The organism is Diaphorobacter sp. B2A2W2 (genome assembly GCF_056730635.1).
Window position 1 is genome coordinate 42,469 of sequence record NZ_JBWZOR010000004.1, and the last position, 17,372, is coordinate 59,840.

Here is a 17,372-nt window from a genome sequence, read left to right on the forward strand (position 1 = left end):
GCAGACGCCACAAGACAACCGGGAGAGTGAGCCATGCTCAACATCTTTACGCTCGCCAACGGCCGGCTCGTCCAGGAAGAAATCGAGTCCCTGGAAGAGCTGGCGCGCTTTCAGCCGATCTGGGTGGACCTGGAGTCCCCCACGCTGGAAGAAAAGCGCTGGATCAAGCAGCACTACGGCCTGTCCATCCCCGAAGATGCGATGGACGAGGACATCGAAGAGTCCGCGCGCTTTTACGAGGAAGACAACGGCGAGCTGCACATCCGCAGCGACTTTCTGGTGGATGTGGACGACGAGCCCGCCTCGGCCCGCGTGGCCTTCATCCTGAACCTGGTCAACGACACCCTCAAGAGCAAGGGCGTGCTGTTTTCCATCCACGACGAGGACATCCCCGTCTTTCGCCTGCTGCGCATGCGCGCACGCCGCGCCCCCGGCCTGATCGACGATGCCAAGGACGTGCTGCTGAGCCTCTTCGACACGGATGCCGAGTATTCCGCCGACACGCTGGAGGGCATCTACGACGACCTGGAAGAGGTGAGCACCCAGGTGCTGGCCGGCAACGTGACCGACGCTCGCGCCGGCGAGGTGCTGGCGGCCATTGCGCGGCAGGAGGACTTGAACGGCCGCATCCGCCGCAACGTGATGGACACGCGCCGCGCGGTAAGCTTCATGATGCGCAGCCGCATGCTCAGCTCCGAGCAGTTCGAGGACGCGCGCCAGATCCTGCGCGACATCGAGTCGCTGGACAGCCACACGGCCTTCCTGTTCGACAAGATCAACTTCCTGATGGACGCCACGGTCGGTTTCATCAACATCAACCAGAACAAGATCATCAAGATCTTCTCCGTGGCCAGCGTGGCGCTGCTGCCGCCGACGCTGATCGCCAGCGTCTACGGCATGAACTTCAAGTTCATGCCCGAGCTGGACTGGCAGTACGGCTACCCCTACGTGCTGGCGCTGATGGTGGCCAGCGCGCTGGGGCCGATGCTGTACTTCCGCAAGCGGGGCTGGTTGAAGTAGGGAGCATCCCCCTGAGCGGCTGCGCCGCTTCCCCCTTCTCTCGCACCGCTGCGCGCTGCGGGAAGGGGGACGACGCCGGTGGCCTGGCGAAGCCCGTTCCACGGCGTCCGCTGGGGCGGCCTGCTCCGCGGCCATCGGACTGTCGAGGCGTGTGCCAATTTTGAAGAAATTGGCCTCTAGCGCTTATATAGCAAGCGCTGATAGCTCCTGTTTTCAGAGCATCTGCACGAAGCGCTGCACGATGTGGTCGGCATAGCGGCTCGCCACGTTCTGCACGAAGTGGGCGAAGTCGACATGCGCACTGTCGTCCGCGCGGTCGGAGATGGTGCGCACCGCCGCAAACGGCAGGCCGTAGTCGCGGCAGACCTGGGCCACGGCGGCGCCTTCCATCTCCACGGCCAGCACGTCGTGGTCCGACGCCAGCAGCGCCGCGCGCAACGCGCTGGATTCCTGCGCCGTGGAGACGAAGCGGTCGCCGCTGGCCATCAGGCCGTGGTGCACCTGCGGGGCGCGCGCAGCGTTGGGAAGATCAGCAACGAAATGGGCTCCAGCGTCCGCCAGGTAAGCGCGAGCAGCTTCCAAAAGCAGAGCATTCAGCGCCGCATCGCAGTCCATGCGCGCACGGCCGTAGCCCGGCACCTCCCAGCGCGGGAAGATGGGCGAGGCATCAAAGTCATGCTGCAGGTAGTCCTGCGCGACCACCACATCGCCCACTTGCACGCCCTCGCCCACGCCGCCGGCCACGCCGGTGAACACCATGCGCGCCACGCCAAAGCGCTCGGCCAGCGCTGCGGCCGTGGTGGCCGCCGCCACCTTGCCAATGCCCGACAGTGCCAGTACCACGGGCTGCCCATGCAGGTGGCCGCGCCAGAAGATGCGGCCCGCATGCTGCAGTTGCTCAGGTTGCTGCAGGGCGTGCATGAGGCCGCCCTGCTCTTCGGGCAGGGCGCTGAGGATGGCAGTGGTCATGAGGGTGAGGGCCGGACGTAAAAAAGCCGGGATTATCCCGGCTGGGGGAATGTACGAACGTGTTCACGATCTTTTCATGAAGCCCGCAAGGCAGCAAAAAGCCGCAATCTAGGCGCGCACCGCAGGCCATGCTGGGGGCCTGGACAAGGTGCGCAACGACGAGTGCGGCTTTTTGCTGTCTTGCCCGCAGGGTTGCCCCGCCAAAGTGGCCTCTGCGGCGTTGCAAATGCTCGCCGGGCCACCGGCCCGGCTGCGCTTTGCGCCTTGCATCCGCCGCTTTGGCGGGGCAACGGGCTCTATGAAAAGATCGTGAACACGTCCCAAGAGCCCGCGCGGGGCCTTCGGGTTCTCGGCTTATTTCTTGTCGCGCAGCTCGCGGCGCAGGATCTTGCCGACGGGGGTCTTGGGCAGTTCGGTACGGAACTCGATCACCTTGGGCTGCTTGTAGCCCGTGAGGTTGGCCCGGCAGAAGTCCTTGACCTGCGCCTCGGTGAGCGCCGGGTCCTTCTTGACGATGACCAGCTTCACGGCCTCGCCCGTCTTCTCGTCGGGCACGCCCACCACCGCGCATTCCAGCACGCCGGGCATCAGCGCCACCACGTCCTCCACCTCGTTGGGGTAGACGTTGAAGCCGCTGACCAGCACCATGTCCTTCTTGCGGTCCACCACCTTGAAGTAGCCGCGTGCGTCCATCACGCCGATGTCGCCGGTCTTGAAGTAGCCGTCCTCGGTCATGACCTTGGCGGTCTCGTCGGGGCGCTGCCAGTAGCCGGCCATGACCTGCGGGCCCTTGATGGCGATCTCGCCCGCCTGGCCGGTGGCGGAGATGTCGTGCCCCTCGTCGTCCAGGATGCGCATGGAGGTGCTGGGCAACGGCACGCCGATGGTGCCCGAGAACTCCGTGGCGGTGACCGGGTTGCAACTGGCCGACGGGCTGGTCTCCGACAGGCCATAGCCTTCGCAGATCGGGCAGCCGGTCTTGTCCAGCCAGAGCTTGGCCACGGCCGCCTGCACAGCCATGCCGCCGCCCACGGAAACCTTGAGGTTCTTCCAGTTGACCGTGTTGAAGTCGGGATGGTTGGCCAGGCCGTTGAACAGCGTGTTCACCGCCGGGAAGCTGTGGAACGTGTGCTTGGACAGCTCCTTGAGCACGGCCGGCAGATCGCGTGGATTAGGAATGAGGATGGTTTTGCCGCCCGTGCGCATGGACAGCATCATGTTCACCGTGAACGCGAAGATGTGGTACAGCGGCAGCGCGCACACGGCCGTGGGCTGCTCGCTTTCGGGGATCTTGCTCGTCGCGGGCTTGTTCCAGGCCTCGGACTGCAGCACGTTGGCGATCACGTTGCGGTGCAGCAGCACGGCGCCCTTGCTCACGCCCGTGGTGCCGCCGGTGTACTGCAGCAGTGCGATGTCGTCGCTCTTCAAAGACGGCTTGTTCAACTGCAGGCCCGCGCCCTTGGCCAGCGCGTCGTTGAAGCGCACTGCGCCGGGAAGCTGGTAGGCCGGCACCAGCTTCTTGACGTTGCGCACCACGTAGTTGACCAGCAGGCCCTTGAGCAGGCCCAGCCGGTCGCCCATGGCGCACAGCACCACGTGCTGCACGGGGGTGTTGGCGATGCAGGCCTGCAGCGTGGCGGCGAAGTTCTCGATGATGACGATGGCCTTGGCACCCGAGTCCTTGAGCTGGTGCTCCAGTTCGCGCGGGGTGTACAGCGGGTTCACGTTGACCACCACGAAGCCCGCGCGCAGCACGGCCGCCACGGCAATCGGGTACTGCGGCACGTTGGGCATCATGAGCGCCACGCGGTCGCCGCGCACCAGGCCCAGGCTCTGCAGGTAGGCCGCGAACTGGCGACTCAGCGCGTCCGTCTCGCGGTAGCTGGTCTCCTTGCCCATGAAGCTGTAGGCCGTGCGGTCCGCATAGTCGCGGAAGGCCTGCTCCATCAGCTCCACCAGCGACGTGTACTGCGTCGGGTCGATGTCGGCAGGAACGCCCTGCGGGTAGGCGCCAAGCCATGGGCGATCGGTCATAGATGTCTCTCCTGGAATCTTCTAGTTACGAATGACGGCAAAGTGCGGCGCATTGTGGATGCGCCTGCAGCCTTCGCGCGTCTGGAATTACCCTAGCGTGCCGGCCCCGCCGGCATGCGCGGATGCGGCACTACTCCACGGCCTTGCCAATGTCTTCGACCACCTTCTTGGCGTCGCCGAAGACCATCATGGTCTTGTCCATGTAGAACAGTTCGTTGTCCAGGCCGGCGTAGCCCGCGGCCATGGAGCGCTTGTTGACGATCACGGTCTTGGCCTTGTAAGCCTCCAGGATCGGCATGCCGTAGATGGGGCTGCCCTTGTGCAGGGCGGCGGGGTTCACCACATCGTTGGCGCCCAGCACGATGGCCACGTCGGCCTGGCCGAACTCGCCGTTGATGTCCTCCATCTCGAACACCTGGTCGTAGGGCACCTCGGCCTCGGCCAGCAGCACGTTCATATGGCCGGGCATGCGGCCCGCCACCGGATGGATGGCGTACTTGACGGTGATGCCCTTGTCGGTGAGCTTTTGCGCCAGCTCCTTCACCGCATGCTGCGCGCGCGCCACCGCGAGGCCGTAGCCGGGGACGATGACCACGGTCTCCGACTGGCTCAGGATGAAGGCCGCATCGTCGGCGCTGCCGCTCTTGGCCGTGCGCTGCACGCCGCCGCCCGTGGCCGCAGCTGCCGCGTCGCCGCCGAAGCCGCCCAGGATCACGTTGAAGAACGAGCGGTTCATGGCCTTGCACATGATGTAGCTCAGGATCGCGCCCGAGCTGCCTACCAGCGAGCCCGCGATGATGAGCATGCTGTTGTTCAGCGAGAAGCCGATGCCCGCCGCTGCCCAGCCCGAGTAGCTGTTGAGCATGGACACCACCACGGGCATGTCGGCGCCGCCGATGGGAATGATGATGAGCACGCCCATCACGAAGGCAAGCGCCAGCATGGCGAAGAAGGCATCCCAGCGCTCGGTGAACATGAACACCAGCCCCAGGCCGACGGTGGCCAGGCCCAGCACCAGGTTCAGCAGGTGCTGCCCCTTGAAGACCACCGGCGCGCCCTGGAACAGGCGGAACTTGTACTTGCCCGAGAGCTTGCCGAAGGCGATCACCGAGCCGCTGAAGGTGATCGCGCCGATGGCCGCGCCCAGGAACAGCTCCAGCCGGTTGCCCAGCGGGATCGGCTGGCCATGCGCCACGATCTGGAAGGCCCAGGGCTCGGCCACGGCCGCCACGGCGATGAACACCGCCGCCAGGCCGATCATGCTGTGCATGAAAGCCACCAGCTCGGGCATCTTGGTCATCTCCACGCGCTGGGCCATCACCGCGCCCGCGCCACCGCCCACCACCAGGCCGGCCAGCACGTAGGTCATGCCCACGCCCTTGTCGCTGGCCAACTCCACGATGAGCGCCGCCGTGGTCAGCACGGCGATCGCCATGCCCGCCATGCCGAACAGGTTGCCGCGGATCGACGTGGTGGGGTGCGACAGGCCTTTGAGCGCCTGGATGAAACAGACGCTGGCGACCAGGTACAGCAGCGTGACAAGGTTCATGCTCATGCCAACGCTCCTTATTTCGTAGCTGCTTTCGCTTGTTCGGCGGGCGCCTTGCGCTCTTTCTTCTTGAACATCTCCAGCATGCGCCGGGTGACCAGGAAGCCGCCGAACACGTTCACCGCCGCCAGCGCCACGGCCAGCACGCCCATGGTCTTGCCCAGTGGCGTTTCGGTGAGCGCGGCGGCCAGCATGGCCCCGACAATGACGATGGCCGAGATGGCATTGGTCACCGCCATCAAGGGCGTGTGCAGCGCCGGGGTGACGTTCCAGACCACGTGGTAGCCCACGTAGATGGCAAGCACGAAGATGATCAGGTTGATCAGCGTGGGCGAAACCGACTCCATCTCGACGCTCCTTCGGAAAGGGGGCCTCTACACGGCCCCAATTGACAGCTATTCGGGCAAGGCCTGGGGAAACGGGGGCACGACGAAACGGCCGTCCAGCATGGTGATGCTCTGGCGGGCCGCTTGGGCGAGCTGCTCCATCCACGCCTGCGCGGGACGGCCTGCACGCAGGAACTCCTCGTTGTTGCGCACGGTAGGCCGCAGCAACCGCCGATCGGCCAGCACATCCACGGACACATAGCCACCTTCGGGGGTGGAGTAGCGGTACGAGACGTGGGAATACGGGTTGGCTGGCACGGCCTGCTGCTGCGTCAGCCACTGGGCAAGTGCCGGACGCGCGCTGGCCAGGTAGCCGTCGGTGCCCGCGCTGCGCTTGTAGCGCAGGCAGTCGATGCGCACCGGACTGCCGCGCGCCGCGTCTTCCACCTGCACGCCCTTTTGCGGCAGGCAGGCCGCGGTCCACAGCGTGGTGTCGCGCGGGTGGTTGCTGGCATTGGTCTGCACCACCAGAACCGCCAGCGGTTCCTTGGCCCGGCCGCGCAGGGCCACTGCGCGGGTCTGCATGGGCAGATCGTGCGCGGTGTCATCGGGGCGGACGTCAAACTGCTCGGCGTTGCCGCCCAAAGGCTGCCAGGTGCCCGCGGGCAACTGCAGTTCGGCACGGCCCACCCGTACGAGGTCCGGCTGCGCTGGCGCGCATGCAACGAGCGACAGCAGGGCCGCGATGGCGGGGACAAAGGGGTTCCAACGAAGACGCAAGAAAGTCACTCCAAGTTGCGGGCAGAACAGGGTCACGCACGCGTGACGGCCCCCTCATGCGCCACCAAGCAGGCCACCACGATGTCGTCATCGCGGTTGAGGTGCAGGGCGCCTTCGGGGTTGATGATGAGTTTGAGAAAGTCGAGCACGTTGCGCGCGTACAGCGCGGAGGCATCAGCCGCCACGAGCGCGGGCAGGTTGGTCTCGCCGACCAGGGTCACGCCGTGGTGCACGACGGTCTGACCCGGCTGGGTCAGCGGGCAGTTGCCCCCCTGCGCGGCCGCCAGGTCCACGATGACGGAGCCGGGCTTCATGGACTCCACCATCTCCTGCGTGACCAGCACCGGCGCGGCGCGGCCGGGGATCAGCGCCGTGGTGATGACCACGTCGGCCTGCGCGACACGCTTGGCAACCTCGGCCTTCTGGCGGTCCAGCCAGCTTTGCGGCATGGGGCGGGCGTAACCGCCCACGCCCTCGGCAGCTTCTTTCTCCTCGGCGGTTTCGTAGGGCACGTCGATGAACTTCGCGCCCAGCGACTCCACCTGCTCCTTGACGCTGGGGCGCACATCGCTGGCCTCGATCACCGCGCCCAGGCGCTTGGCCGTGGCAATCGCCTGCAGGCCCGCCACGCCCACGCCCAGGATGACCACGCGGGCCGCCTTCACGGTGCCCGCCGCAGTCATGAGCATGGGAAAGAAGCGCTGGTAGCGATCAGCGGCCATCACCACGGCCTTGTAGCCGGCGATGTTGGCCTGCGAGGAGAGTACGTCCATGCTCTGCGCGCGCGTGGTGCGCGGCGCGGCTTCCAGTGCATAGGCGGTGACGCCGGCAGCGGCCAGGCGGTGCAGACCAGTGGCGTCGAACGGATTCAGCATGCCGACCAAGGTACTGCCCGGGCGCAGCAGGCCGGCTTCGGACTCTTGCGGCGCGCGCACCTTGAGCACCAGGTCGCAGCCCCAGGCGCCGGCCGCGTCGGTGATCTCGGCTCCCACGGCGGCAAAGCCGGCATCGGTGACGCTGGCGCAGACGCCGGCGCCTGACTGCACCCGCACCGTGTGGCCTTGGGCCACGAGTTTCTTGACGGTTTCTGGCGTGGCGGCCACCCGCGTCTCGCCTGCCAGGGTTTCGGCGGGCACACCTATCAGCATGTCATCTCCTCCTGCACGCGAGCGCCCGACGGCGTTGGTCCACGCAGCATTGCGTATTTCTACTTACCGTGAGCTTACATGAAGAATTTCACACCTTCGACGCACGCGCGACATGGCACGGAGCGGGGCCAAAGAAAAAGCCCGGCGGCCATGGGGCGCCGGGCTTGGGAAAGCGTGGGCGGCAGACGGCTCCGCCGCGCGCCTCATTGCGTCAGTTCACGACCTGCTGCAGCGCGCCGCTGGCGTATTTGGCAGCCATTTCGCCGAGGGGATAGCCCTTCACCTTCGCGCCCTGGCCCTCGCAGCCAAACTCCAGGTAACGTTGCTTGCAGATGGCCTTGGCGGCTTCGCGCGCGGGCTTCATCCACTCGCGCATGTCGAATTTGTCCGGGTTCTCGGCCTGGAACTTGCGCACCGCCCCGGTCATGGCCAAGCGGATATCGGTGTCGATGTTGATCTTGCGCACGCCGTGCTTGATGGCTTCCTGGATCTCGGCCACGGGCACGCCGTAGGTTTCCTTCATCTTGCCGCCAAACTGGTTAATGAGGGCCAGCAGATCCTGCGGCACGCTGGACGAGCCATGCATCACCAGGTGGGTGTTGGGAATGCGCGCGTGGATTTCCTTGACGCGCTGGATCGACAGCACATCGCCCGTGGGCGGGCGGGAGAACTTGTAGGCCCCATGGCTGGTACCGATGGCGATCGCCAGGGCGTCCAGTTGCGTGGCCTTGACGAACTGCGCAGCCTCCTCGGGGTCCGTGAGCAGCTGGGCGTGGCTGAGCTTGCCAGCCGCGCCGACGCCGTCTTCCTCACCCGCCTCGCCGGTCTCCAGGCTGCCCAGGCAGCCCAGTTCGCCTTCGACGGTAGCGCCGATCTTGTGCGCCATGGCCACCACTTCCTGGGTGACGCGCACGTTGTAGTCGAAGTCTGCGGGGGTCTTGCCGTCTTCGCGCAGCGAGCCGTCCATCATCACCGAGCCGAAGCCCAGCTCCAGCGCGCCCTTGCAGATAGCGGGGCTGGTGCCGTGGTCCTGGTGCATGACCAGGGGGATGTGCGGATACGCCTCAGCAGCGGCGGCGATCAGGTGCTTGATAAAGCTCTCGCCGGCGTACTTGCGGGCGCCGGCGCTGGCTTGCAGGATCACCGGCGCGCCCACCTCGTCGGCAGCGGCCATCACGGCCTGCACCTGCTCCAGGTTGTTGACGTTGAAGGCGGGAATGCCATAGCCGTGGTCGGCGGCATGATCGAGCAGTTCGCGCATCGAGACGAGAGGCATGGGGTGGATCCGTTCGAGGGTTGATGGATGAGCGGCGGTAACCGCTTGGTAACCCGTAATTTTAGCCGCCCTACCGCTTCCTGGACCCATGCCCCCAATACCCCCCATCGCCCCGTCTGCGTTCACGGGGTGAAAGGATGCGCTACCGCGCTTTCATCGTGCGCGGCAGATCTTGAGCATGTTCGTGCCGCCGGGTGCACCCATGGGCTCGCCGCAGGTGATCACGTACAGGTCGCCCTGTTGCACGATGTTGCGCATCTTCAGGTGGCTCTCGGCCTGGTCCAGCGCAGTGTCGCGGTCGGCGCTGGTGTCCATGAGCAACGGGCGCACGTTGCGGAACATCGCCATGCGCCGCTGCGTGGCCACCTTCGGCGTCAATGCATAGATGGGAATGTGGATGCGGTGGCGGCTCATCCACAGTGCCGTGGAGCCGCTGTCGGTCATCGCCACGATGGCCTTGGCACCCAGGTGGTGCGCCGTGAACAGCGCGCCCATGGCGATGGACTGGTCGATGCGGCCCAGGGTCTGGCCGATGAAGTCGGAGTCGCGCTCCAGGTCTTCGGCCGCTTCCGCGGCGGCGCAGATGGTGGCCATCTCCCGCACCGTGTCCAGCGGGTACTTGCCGGCAGCCGTCTCGGCGCTGAGCATCACGGCGTCGGTGCCGTCCAGCACGGCGTTGGCCACGTCGCTCACTTCGGCGCGCGTGGGCACGGGGTTGGCGATCATGCTCTCCATCATCTGGGTCGCGGTGATCACCACCTTGTCCATGTCGCGCGCCATGCGGATCATCTTTTTCTGCAGCGCGGGCACCGCGGCGTTGCCCACCTCCACGGCCAGGTCGCCGCGCGCCACCATGATGCCGTCGGACACGCGCAGGATCTCCTCCAGCAGCGGCACGGCCTCTGCACGCTCGATCTTCGCGATCAGGCCGGGCTTGTGGCGGAACTCGGCCGCGGCCACGTTGCACAGCTGGCGCGCCATCTCCATGTCGGTGGCGTTCTTGGGGAAGCTCACGGCCACATAGTCGGCCTGGAAGCTCATGGCGGTCTTGATGTCCTCCATGTCCTTGGCCGTGAGGGCGGGCGCCGTGAGGCCTCCCCCCTGCTTGTTGATGCCCTTGTTGTTGGACAGCTCGCCGCCGATCTTCACGGTGGTGTACACCGCCTCGCCGCGCACGGCATCCACCTGCAGCACGATGAGGCCGTCGTTCAGCAGCAGCACGTCGCCGGGCTTCACGTCGCGGGGAAGTTCCTTGTAGTCCAGGCCCACGCCCTGCAGATCGCCGGGCTCGCTGCGCGACGCGTCCAGCACGAAAGGCAGGCCCGGCTCCAGCATCACCCGTCCTTCGGCAAACTTGCCCACGCGAATCTTCGGCCCCTGCAGGTCGGCCATGATGGCGACCTCGCGCCCGGCGCGCTGGGCGGCCTCGCGCACCATGGCGGCGCGCTCCACATGGTCCTGCGCCTTGCCGTGGCTGAAGTTCAGGCGCACCACGTTCACGCCCGCCGCGATCATCTGCTCCAGCAGTTGCGGGTCGCTGGAGGCGGGGCCCAGGGTGGCAACGATCTTGGTGGCGCGGCGGATCTGCATGGGGGTGTCTCTTTTCCGTGGATGTAATCGAGTTTCGATTTTTGCACAAAATCAGTTACATCGCGGTTCCTGAAAACACCCGCTCAGCCGCGCATCATTGCCTCGATCTCGTCGCCCTCCACGGGCACCCCGCGGGTGATCAATTCGCAGCCGGTCTCGGTGACGATGGCGTCGTCCTCGATGCGGATGCCGATGTGGTGGAAGGCCTCGGGCACGCCCGGCGCGGGGCGCACGTACAAGCCGGGCTCGATGGTCAACACCATGCCCGGGCGCAGGATGCGGCTGGGGCGGTTCTGGATCAGCTCGCCCGACAGCGGGTCGCGCCGCTCGCTCACCTGGCCCACTTCTGAGGGCTCGACGTAGCTGCCGCAGTCATGCACATCCATGCCCAGCCAGTGGCCGGTGCGGTGCATGTAGAACTGGAAGTACGCACGGCTCGCGATCACGTCCTGCACGCTGCCGACCTTGTTGGCGTCCAGCAGGCCCAAGTCCAGCATGCCCTGCGCCAGCACGGCCACCGTGGCGTCGTGCGGGTCGTTGAAGCGGTTGCCCGCACGCGTGGCGGCGATGGCCGCCTTCTGGCTCTCCAGCACCAGGTCGTACAGCGCGCGCTGCGGGCCGGTGAAGCGGCCATCGGCCGGAAAGGTGCGCGTGATGTCCGAGGCGTAGCCGTCCAGCTCGCAGCCCGCGTCGATCAGCACCAGCTCGCCCGCGCGCACCGGCGCGGCATCGGCGCGGTAGTGCAGCACGCAGGCGTTGGCCCCCGCAGCCACGATGGAGCCATACGCCGGGCACTGCGAGCCCTCTTCGCGGAACGCGTGCAGCAGCTCCGCATCCAGGTGGTATTCGCGCACGTCCTGTCCGGCGCGCAGCATGCGGGCGCTTCTTTGCATGGCGCGCACATGGGCGCGGGCGCTGATGGCGGCGGCACGGCGCATCAGGTCCTGCTCATGCGCGTCCTTGATCAGGCGCATCTCGTCGAGCAGCGTGCACAGATCACCCTGCTGCGCGGGGCACAGCGCGCCGTACCGCACGCGTGCGCGCACCTGGTTCAGCCAGCCTTCCACACGCGCAGCCAGCCCTGGGTGGGTGGCGAAGGGGAACCAGACGCTGCCGCGGTTTTCCAGCAGGCGCGGCAAGCGCGCGTCGATATCGGCCACGGAGTGCGCGGCGTCCACGCCCAGGGTGGCCAGGGCCGCCTCGGGCCCCAGGCGGTAGCCATCCCAGATCTCGCGTTCCAGGTCCTTGGGCTGGCAAAACAGCGTGCTGTGGCCTTCCGCGGTCAGCACCAGCCACGCGCCCGGCTCGGCAAAGCCCGTGAGGTAGTAGAAGTAGCTGTCGTGGCGGTAGAGAAACTCGCTGTCGCGGTTGCGCTGCTGCAGCGGGGCGGTGGGCACGATGGCGATGCCGCCCGCGCCCAACTGGGCGGCAAGGCGGGCGCGACGCTGCGCGTAGAGGGAGCTGGGCGTGGTCATGCTGCCATTGTGGGCCCAACGGCCAGCGCGCGCGGCGGCGCCCAGGCGCCGTGGCAGACTCGCCGCATGTCCTTCCTGCTGACCACCCTCATCCCCCTGCTGGGCCTGGTGCTGACCGTGGCCCTGCTTTCCTACGCGTTCTATGCGCGGTATATCGATGTTCCCAACAAGCCGCGGCTGGACCGGCGCGTGCTGGTCGCCCTGTGCGCCGTGGCCGTGGTGTGCGATGCCTGGCTGGGCCTGCGCCTGTACCTGTCGGGTCGCGCGCAGCAGACGCGCCAGGACAGCGCCGTGCATCGCACCCACCGCGAACGCTTCGTGCTGCCGCACGACGTGCAGTACGGCGAACTGGTGATTCCCGCGGGCAGCCTGATCAACCGGCTGGACCCCTTCGACAACGGCGCGCCGGTGCAGCCCGTGTCCCTGCGCGGCCTGGAGGCGGTGCGCTTTCCGCAGCCCGTGCTCGTGGCCGGCGTATGGGCCCAGGCGATGCAGGTGCTGCCGATGCGCGTAGAACTGGCCCAGGACCAGCGTATTGGCCCGCTGTACCGCTACAACACCGACACCAAGGAATGGGAGCTGAACAAGGTGGTACCCGCGCTGCTGTGCCGCCAGGGCCAGATCGCCCTGTTCCAAGTGCCGCACATCCCCTACGACGTGCAGGCCGAGGTGGGCAAGCCCGCACCCGACGGGCCGCAGGCCCGCTTTCTGCCCAGCCAGTGGCAGTTCCGCAACTGCGAGAACGGCCCGGCCATCGATGTGCAGCCCGCCCATCCCGCATCCGCCACCGCGCTGGCGCCCGCGCCCGAGTTGCTGCCTCCGCCGCCGCCCGCCGAGCCGGCATCAGACCCCGCCGATCCCGCGTCGGGCGCCGCCTCGGCCCCCGCATCCGCGCCAGGCGCCTGAACCGCTGGGCGACGGACGCTGCCTCAGCCGGCGTTCAGCTCAGCGAGCCGCTCGGGCGTACCCACATCGGTCCAGCGCCCGGTATGGAGCGTCGCCGTCACCCGCCCCGCATCCATGGCGCGGCGCAGCAGCGGCGCCAGCGGCGCGGCCACGCCCTGCGGGTTTCCGGGTGTGATGTCGCACCAGGGCGCGGTGAACAGCTCGGCTCGCAGCAGGGCGATGGTGCTGTAGGTGTAGCGCGGCCGCGGGTCCTGCGCCGGCAGATTCAGCGCCAACCCCTCGGGCGACAGGCCAAAGTCGCCGCGCGGGTGGTGCGGCGGGTTGGGCACGAGCCACAGATGGGCCAGGGCATCGCCGGCCACGAACCGCTGCACGGCCTGCGCCTCGAAGGTGAAGTCGGGCGCGAACACATCGCCCGCCGCCAGCCAGAACACCGGCCCGAGCTGCGGCAACGCGCGTGCGATACCGCCGGCCGTCTCCAGCGCGCGACCGAAATCCCGGCCTTCATGGGAGTATGAAATTGATAGCTGTTCGCGCTTGTCCTGCTTGCCTTCGACGGCAAAAACATCTGAAAACCGGTGGCCAATCTGCTCGCCCAGCCACGCGGTGTTGATCACGGCGCGCTCGACACCCGCTTCGACCAACGCACGCAGGTGCCACTCCAGCAGCGGCCGCCCGCGCACTTCGAGCAATGGTTTGGGACAGGCATCGGTCAGCGGGCGCATGCGCTCGCCGCGGCCGGCGGCCAGCAGCATGGCGGGGAACTGGGGCATCGTCATGGGCCCGCAGTGTAGGGGCCGCAGCGCCCCCGGTCAGGGCAGCAGGCGGTAGCCCACCGCCGTCTCGGTGAGCAGGTGGCGTGGCTGCGCCGGGTCGACCTCAAGCTTGCCGCGCAGGTGGCCCATGTAGACGCGCAGGTAGTGGCTCTGGTCGCTGTGCGCCGGCCCCCAGACCTCGCGCAGCAACTGGCGCTGGGTGAGCACGCGCCCGGCGTTGGCCACCAGCACGGAGAGCAAACGGTACTCGGTGGGGGTCAGGTGCACCTCGTCGCCGGCGCGGCGCACCACGCGCCGGGCGCGGTCCACCTCCACCGCCCCGGCCTCCTCGCCAAAGCGGAACACCGCATCGGCCGGCGCGGGCGCCTCGCCCGCCGCGGCACGCGGACGCCGCAGGTTGGCGCGCACGCGTGCCAGCAGCTCGCCGGTGCCGAAGGGCTTGGTGAGGTAGTCGTCCGCTCCCGCGTCCAGCGCGGCGATCTTGTCGGCCTCGTCGGCGCGCGCCGAGAGCACGATGATGGGCACGCTGGACCAGCCGCGCACGTCGCGGATCAGCTCCACGCCGTCGCCGTCGGGCAGGCCCAGGTCGAGCACCAGCAGGTCGGGGTGGCGCGTGCCGGCGGCCACCAGGCCCTCGCGCTGGGTGGCGGCCTCGTGCACCAGCCAGCCCTCGTCCTCCAGCGCGCCGCGCACGAAGCGGCGGATCTGGGGTTCATCCTCGATCACGATGGCGGTGAGGCTAGGGGGAGAAGACATAGGATTTCATTCGGTAACGGCGGGCGGCGGACGGCGCGGCAGCTCGATGGTGAACGCCGCACCGCCGCTGCCATGCGCATCGGCGGCGGCGTTCGTGGCCGAGATCTCGCCGCCATGCGCCTGCACGATGGCCTTGCAGATAGCCAGGCCCAGCCCCACGCCGGGCGTGGTGGACTCTGCCTGGCCGCGGGTGAACTTGTCGAACAGCACCTGCTCGCGCCCGCGCAGGTGGGGCGGCAGGCCCGGGCCGTGGTCGCGCACGGTGATGCGCAGCGCCTGCGGCAGCGCGCTGGCCGCCACGACGATGGGCGGCGCGCCGTAGCGCGCGGCGTTCTCCAGCAGGTTGACCAGCACGCGCTCGATCAGCACGGCGTCGAACTCCACCAGCGGCAGCTCGGGCGCCAACTCGGTGCGCACCGCCATGCCGCCCAGGGCCGGCTGCGCGGCGCGGATGGCCGCGCCCACGACCTCCTCCACCGACTGCCACTCGCGCCGCAGCTGCACGGCGCCGCTGGCGCTGCTTTCCAGCCGCGCCATGTCCAGCAGGTTGCCCACCAGCGTGCTCAGCGCGCGCGCCTGGGCCACGATGGCCTGCGCCGCCTGCGCCTGCGCGGGCGACAGCGGCGGCGCCAGCGTGCGCAGCGACTCGGCCAGCCCGATCAGCGCCGTCAGCGGCGTGCGCACGTCGTGCGAGATGGCGCCCAGCAAGGCGTTGCGCAGGCGCTCGGACTCGATGTCCACCACCGCCTGCTGCGCCACCTCGACGTAATGCACGCGCTCCACGGCAATGGCGATCTGGCGCGCCAGGGTTTCCAGCTGCCGCGCCTGCTCGGGAATCACCAGCCAGCGCGGCTGCGCCGGACGCAGCGCCAGCACGCCGCGCACGCGCATGGGCGCCACCAGCGGCACGTAGTGCCAGGGCTGGGCCGACAGGGTGGCCGTGGTCAGGCCCGCGCTCTGGCCCTGGCGGAAGGCCCAGTCGGCCACGCTGAAGTCGAACCCCTCGGGCGGATCGGACGGGGGCACGAGCCGGTCCTGGGCGTCGGTCAGCAGCACCCGGGCCTCGCCGCCGAAATGGCGCTGCACCGCCGCCGCGCCCAGCGCCTCGACCTGGCTGGCCTGCAGCGCCGCCGACAGCTCGCGCGCCAGCTCGAACAGCGACTGCGCGCGCCGCTCGCGCCCCGCCGACACGCTGGCCGCGAAGCGCAGGCCCGCCGTGAGCTGCCCCACCAGCAGGCCTACGCCCAGCATGACGGCGAAGGTCAGCAGGTACTGCACGTCGCTCACCGCGAACGAGAAGGTGGGCAGCACGAAGAAGTAGTCGAAGGCCATGACGTTCATCGCCGCCGCGAGGGCCGCCGGCCCGCGCCCGAAACGCCACGCCACGCCCACCACGCCCAGCAGGTAGAGCATGACGATGTTGGTCAGCTCCAGCACGCCCGACAGCGGCGCGGCCAGCCCGGTGAGGGCCACGCTGCTGCCCACGGCCCAGGCAAAGCCGGGCCAGGTGGCGGCATCCGGCTCCTCGGGCAGTTCTCCACGCGCCGGGGCCGCCCAGGGCGTGCGCGCCAGGCGGCGGGCGCTGTCGGCCGGGGCCACGCTGACCAGGTCCAGCGTGGGCGCGATGCGCGCCAGCCGCAGCGCCAGCGGCGCGCACCAGCGCCCGGCCCAGCGGCGCCAGCCGGCGCGCGCGCGGCCACGGCCCAGCACCAGCATGGCGCAGTTCAGGCGCTGCGCCTGTTCGGCCAGCGCGGGCGCCACCTGCTCGTCGCTCAGTACGGCGGTTTCCGCGCCCAGCTCCTGCGCCAGGTGCAGCACGGCCAGGATGCGGTCGCGCGCGGCATCGTCCAGCCGCGCCAGGCGCGGCGTTTCCACGTAGACGGCATGCCAGCGCACATTGAGCTGGCCCGCCATGCGGGCCGCCGCGCGCACGGTCTGCGCCGCGTCCTGCTCCGGCCCCACGGCCGCCAGGATGGCGCCCGAGGTGTTCCACGCCGGGGGTGCGCCGCCCCCCGGCGCGCCGCTCTCGCCCGACTGCTCGATGCGCCAGCCCCGCACGTCGTCCTCGACGTGGTCGGCCGTGCGGCGCAGGGCGATCTCGCGCAGCGCGATCAGGTTGCCCTTGCGAAAGAAGTTCTGCGCCGCGCGCTCGGCCTGCTGGGGCAGGTAGACCTTGCCGGCGGCCAGCCGCGCCGCCATTTCGTCGGGCGTGGCATCGACCAGGGTCACCTCGTCGGCCTCGTCCAGCACGCTGTCGGGCACGGTCTCGTTCACGCGGATGCCGGTGATGGCGCCCACCGTGCCGTTCAGGCTCTCCAGGTGCTGCACATTGAGCGCGGTCCACACGTCGATGCCGGCGGCCAGCAGCTCCTCCACGTCCTGCCAGCGCTTGGCGTGGCGCGAGCCGGGCGCGTTGCTGTGCGCCAGTTCGTCCACCAGCAGCACCTGCGGGTGGCGCAGCAGCGCGCCGTCCAGGTCGAACTCGCGCAGCAGCTTGCCGCGGTAGTGCCGCTCGCACGGCGGCAGGGCCTCCAGCCCCTCGACCAGCGCGGCGGTCTCGCTGCGGCCATGGGTTTCGACCACGCCGATCACCACGTCGCGGCCGGCCTCCCGTTCGCGCCGGGCCGCGCTGAGCATGGCCCAGGTCTTGCCCACCCCGGCATTGGCGCCGAAGTAAATGCGCAGGCGGCCACGCTGCGCGCGCACCTCGTCGGCGCGCAGTTGCGCGAGCAGGGCGTCGGGGTCGGGGCGGCTGGCTTCGGGCATG

Annotated in this window: 14 protein-coding genes; 2 read left to right on the plus strand and 12 right to left on the minus strand. The window is 68.7% G+C overall.

Annotation, left to right across the window (positions count from 1 at the left end; genetic code table 11):
- The first annotated feature begins 33 nt into the window (after positions 1 to 33).
- Complete coding sequence (corA, locus tag AC1PPL_RS08900) at positions 34 to 1,020, plus strand: magnesium/cobalt transporter CorA (protein WP_015914531.1); 987 nt, start codon at positions 34 to 36, stop codon at positions 1,018 to 1,020.
- Between the two features lie 213 nt (positions 1,021 to 1,233).
- Here corA and AC1PPL_RS08905 read toward each other — a convergent pair whose 3' ends face one another.
- The 9 genes from AC1PPL_RS08905 to AC1PPL_RS08945 all read right to left on the minus strand — a co-directional run bounded on the left by AC1PPL_RS08905 (position 1,234) and on the right by AC1PPL_RS08945 (position 12,167).
- Positions 1,234 to 1,989, minus strand: coding sequence for a 5'-methylthioadenosine/adenosylhomocysteine nucleosidase (locus tag AC1PPL_RS08905; protein ID WP_479973097.1), 756 nt, complete (start codon positions 1,987 to 1,989; stop codon positions 1,234 to 1,236).
- Between the two features lie 354 nt (positions 1,990 to 2,343).
- Entirely contained in the window at positions 2,344 to 4,023 is a 1,680-nt protein-coding gene (locus tag AC1PPL_RS08910; RefSeq protein WP_015914533.1) for a long-chain-fatty-acid--CoA ligase, read from the minus strand.
- Positions 4,024 to 4,153: 130 nt separating this feature from the next.
- Positions 4,154 to 5,578, minus strand: a complete 1,425-nt coding sequence (locus tag AC1PPL_RS08915) for an NAD(P)(+) transhydrogenase (Re/Si-specific) subunit beta (RefSeq protein WP_479973098.1) — start codon at positions 5,576 to 5,578, stop codon at positions 4,154 to 4,156.
- A gap of 11 nt (positions 5,579 to 5,589) precedes the next feature.
- The gene (locus AC1PPL_RS08920; protein WP_015914535.1) at positions 5,590 to 5,919 is read right to left on the minus strand and encodes an NAD(P) transhydrogenase subunit alpha part 2; all 330 of its coding nucleotides are present in this window, start codon (positions 5,917 to 5,919) and stop codon (positions 5,590 to 5,592) included.
- A gap of 48 nt (positions 5,920 to 5,967) precedes the next feature.
- Positions 5,968 to 6,687: a hypothetical protein gene (locus AC1PPL_RS08925; protein ID WP_479973099.1), complete on the minus strand. Its 720-nt coding sequence runs from the start codon at positions 6,685 to 6,687 to the stop codon at positions 5,968 to 5,970.
- A 23-nt stretch (positions 6,688 to 6,710) separates the two neighbouring features.
- On the minus strand, positions 6,711 to 7,826 hold the full coding sequence (locus tag AC1PPL_RS08930) for a Re/Si-specific NAD(P)(+) transhydrogenase subunit alpha (RefSeq protein ID WP_287804080.1): 1,116 nt from the start codon (positions 7,824 to 7,826) through the stop codon (positions 6,711 to 6,713).
- A gap of 211 nt (positions 7,827 to 8,037) precedes the next feature.
- Positions 8,038 to 9,102 carry a class II fructose-bisphosphate aldolase gene (gene fba / locus AC1PPL_RS08935; protein ID WP_123675542.1) on the minus strand — a complete coding sequence of 355 codons (1,065 nt, stop codon included), beginning with the start codon at positions 9,100 to 9,102 and terminating at the stop codon, positions 8,038 to 8,040.
- 153 nt (positions 9,103 to 9,255) lie between these two features.
- Positions 9,256 to 10,692 (minus strand): pyruvate kinase, encoded by a 1,437-nt coding sequence (gene pyk, locus AC1PPL_RS08940; protein WP_015914538.1) that lies wholly within the window; start codon positions 10,690 to 10,692, stop codon positions 9,256 to 9,258.
- 83 nt (positions 10,693 to 10,775) lie between these two features.
- Positions 10,776 to 12,167: an aminopeptidase P N-terminal domain-containing protein gene (locus AC1PPL_RS08945; protein WP_287985205.1), complete on the minus strand. Its 1,392-nt coding sequence runs from the start codon at positions 12,165 to 12,167 to the stop codon at positions 10,776 to 10,778.
- Between the two features lie 66 nt (positions 12,168 to 12,233).
- Between AC1PPL_RS08945 and AC1PPL_RS08950 the strand changes: the two genes are divergently transcribed.
- Positions 12,234 to 13,073, plus strand: coding sequence for a hypothetical protein (locus AC1PPL_RS08950; protein WP_479973100.1), 840 nt, complete (start codon positions 12,234 to 12,236; stop codon positions 13,071 to 13,073).
- Positions 13,074 to 13,096: 23 nt separating this feature from the next.
- Here AC1PPL_RS08950 and AC1PPL_RS08955 read toward each other — a convergent pair whose 3' ends face one another.
- Genes AC1PPL_RS08955 through AC1PPL_RS08965 form a run of 3 tightly spaced genes read right to left on the minus strand, consistent with a single transcriptional unit; the run spans position 13,097 to position 17,371 of the window.
- Entirely contained in the window at positions 13,097 to 13,852 is a 756-nt protein-coding gene (locus tag AC1PPL_RS08955; protein ID WP_479973101.1) for a nucleotidyltransferase family protein, read from the minus strand.
- Between the two features lie 33 nt (positions 13,853 to 13,885).
- Entirely contained in the window at positions 13,886 to 14,605 is a 720-nt protein-coding gene (gene kdpE / locus AC1PPL_RS08960) for a two-component system response regulator KdpE (RefSeq protein ID WP_103738485.1), read from the minus strand.
- A 6-nt stretch (positions 14,606 to 14,611) separates the two neighbouring features.
- A complete protein-coding gene (locus tag AC1PPL_RS08965; protein WP_047351178.1) occupies positions 14,612 to 17,371 on the minus strand; it encodes a DUF4118 domain-containing protein in 2,760 nt (919 codons plus the stop codon).
- Position 17,372: the final 1 nt, after the last annotated feature.

Excerpts from the sequence above, each read along its gene's own strand:
- corA (WP_015914531.1), top strand. The coding sequence starts at position 34 with ATGCTCAACATCTTTACGCTCGCCAACGGCCGGCTCGTCCAGGAAGAA.
- AC1PPL_RS08905 (WP_479973097.1), bottom strand. The coding sequence starts at position 1,989 with ATGACCACTGCCATCCTCAGCGCCCTGCCCGAAGAGCAGGGCGGCCTC.
- AC1PPL_RS08910 (WP_015914533.1), bottom strand. The coding sequence starts at position 4,023 with ATGACCGATCGCCCATGGCTTGGCGCCTACCCGCAGGGCGTTCCTGCC.
- AC1PPL_RS08915 (WP_479973098.1), bottom strand. The coding sequence starts at position 5,578 with ATGAGCATGAACCTTGTCACGCTGCTGTACCTGGTCGCCAGCGTCTGT.
- AC1PPL_RS08920 (WP_015914535.1), bottom strand. The coding sequence starts at position 5,919 with ATGGAGTCGGTTTCGCCCACGCTGATCAACCTGATCATCTTCGTGCTT.
- AC1PPL_RS08930 (WP_287804080.1), bottom strand. The coding sequence starts at position 7,826 with ATGCTGATAGGTGTGCCCGCCGAAACCCTGGCAGGCGAGACGCGGGTG.
- fba (WP_123675542.1), bottom strand. The coding sequence starts at position 9,102 with ATGCCTCTCGTCTCGATGCGCGAACTGCTCGATCATGCCGCCGACCAC.
- pyk (WP_015914538.1), bottom strand. The coding sequence starts at position 10,692 with ATGCAGATCCGCCGCGCCACCAAGATCGTTGCCACCCTGGGCCCCGCC.
- AC1PPL_RS08945 (WP_287985205.1), bottom strand. The coding sequence starts at position 12,167 with ATGACCACGCCCAGCTCCCTCTACGCGCAGCGTCGCGCCCGCCTTGCC.
- AC1PPL_RS08950 (WP_479973100.1), top strand. The coding sequence starts at position 12,234 with ATGTCCTTCCTGCTGACCACCCTCATCCCCCTGCTGGGCCTGGTGCTG.
- AC1PPL_RS08955 (WP_479973101.1), bottom strand. The coding sequence starts at position 13,852 with ATGACGATGCCCCAGTTCCCCGCCATGCTGCTGGCCGCCGGCCGCGGC.
- kdpE (WP_103738485.1), bottom strand. The coding sequence starts at position 14,605 with ATGTCTTCTCCCCCTAGCCTCACCGCCATCGTGATCGAGGATGAACCC.
- AC1PPL_RS08965 (WP_047351178.1), bottom strand. The coding sequence starts at position 17,371 with ATGCCCGAAGCCAGCCGCCCCGACCCCGACGCCCTGCTCGCGCAACTG.